The 1,701-nt window shown below is 74.5% G+C and carries 1 protein-coding gene; it reads left to right on the top strand.

What is annotated here, in order from left to right; genetic code table 11:
* Positions 1 to 1,662: FAD-dependent oxidoreductase (locus tag AC1D12_RS32685; protein ID WP_477845290.1), on the top strand; the 1,662-nt coding region annotated here is incomplete at its 5' end.
* Positions 1,663 to 1,701 lie beyond the last annotated feature (39 nt).

Below are 1,701 nucleotides of genomic sequence, written 5' to 3'. Positions count from 1 at the left end.
CTCCCCGACCGCGACCGGCGCACGCTGCTCGCCGCAACGGCCGCCGCGCTGGCGGCGCCTGCCCTCACCGGCCTGGCCGGCTGCGATGCGAAACGTCCTGCAGCCTACGGCGGCGAATGGGTCGGCGCGCAGCACGAGCGCGGCCACCGGCTGCGCGACGGCGGCCGCACGCTGGCCGAGCCGACGGTGCACAAGCGCGCCGGCGTGATCGTCGTCGGCGCCGGCATCGCCGGGCTGTCGTGTGCGCGTCAACTCGGCCTGGCCGGCATCGACGACGTGCACGTGTTCGACCTGGAGGATGGCGCCGGCGGCAACAGCCGCGCGCACCGCATGGGCGGCATGGCCTGCCCGCTCGGCGCGCACTACCTGCCGGTGCCGGGCGACGACGCGGTGGAGCTGATCGGCCTGCTCGAATCGCTGGGGCTGCGCCGCAGCGAGGGCGGGCGCGCGGTGTGGGACGAGCGCCACCTGTGCCACAGCCCGCAGGAGCGGCTCTTCATCGACGGCCACTGGCACGACGGCCTGCTGCCGCCGATCGCGGCGCTGCCCGAATCGCAGCGCGACGCGACGCTGGCGCAGTATCGGCGCTTCGCCGAGCTGGTGTCGCTGGCCGGGCCGACCGGCAGCTTCGCGCTGCCGACAGCACGCGCCGCGTGGACGCCGGCGATGCAGGCCCTCGACGGCGTGACATTCGCGCGCTGGCTCGACGACCAGGGCATCACCGCCCCGCCGTTGCGCTGGTACCTGGACTACTGCTGCCGCGACGACTACGGCGCCGGGGCCGCACAGGTATCGGCCTGGGCCGGGCTGCACTACTTCGCGAGCCGGCACGGCTTCCATGCCCCGGGGGATGACCCCCGGGACGCGCGGGCGCGCGACGACGGCGTGCTGACCTGGCCCGAAGGCAACGCCTGGCTCGCGCAGCGGTTGGCGACGCCGCTGAGCGGCCGGCTGCACGATGGCTGCGTCGCGCTGGCGCTCGAGGAAGGCCGGCACGAGGTGACGCTGGACCTGTGGAACGCGAAGGCGCAGCGCACCGAACGCTGGATCGCGCCACACGCGGTGCTCGCGACGCCGCTGTTCATCTCGGCCCGCGTACTGCGCACGCCGCCGGCCGCGCTGCAGGCGGCGGTGGCCGGGATGCGGCATGCCCCGTGGCTGGTCGCGAACCTGCAGCTGTCGGACGCGCTGGTCGACCAGCCCGGCGCGCCGCCGTCGTGGGACAACGTGCTGTACGGCAGCAGCACGCTCGGGTATGTCGACGCGATGCACCAGGCGACGCGGCCCTACCCCGGGCCGATGGTGCTGACGGTCTACTGGGCGCTGGGCGGCGACAACGAGGCGCAGCTGATCGCGCAGCGCAAGCGCCTGCTGGAGCAGCCGTGGCAGGCCTGGTCGCAGGCCGTCGTGCAGACGCTGGTCGGCGCCCATCCGGACCTGCCCGACAAGCTGGTGCGCATGGACCTGATGCGCTACGGCCATGCGATGAGCATTCCGCTGCCCGGCGTGCGCGGCAACCCCGCGCTGGCGGCACTGGCCTCAGGCAGCGGCCGGGTGCAGTTCGCGCATGCGGACCTGTCGGGGTACTCGGTGTTCGAGGAGGCGTTCTTCCACGGCAACGCGGCGGCGCGGCGCATTGCGGCACGCCGGAAGGCCGGCTGACGCGTCAGCTACACCAGCAGCCCCGGCACCTGCGGCACC

The sequence above is a fragment of the Rhizobacter sp. P1_G5 genome (assembly GCF_056405435.1).
Note: the sequence above shows the minus strand (reverse complement) of the source record. Positions and strands in the feature narration are given on the sequence as shown.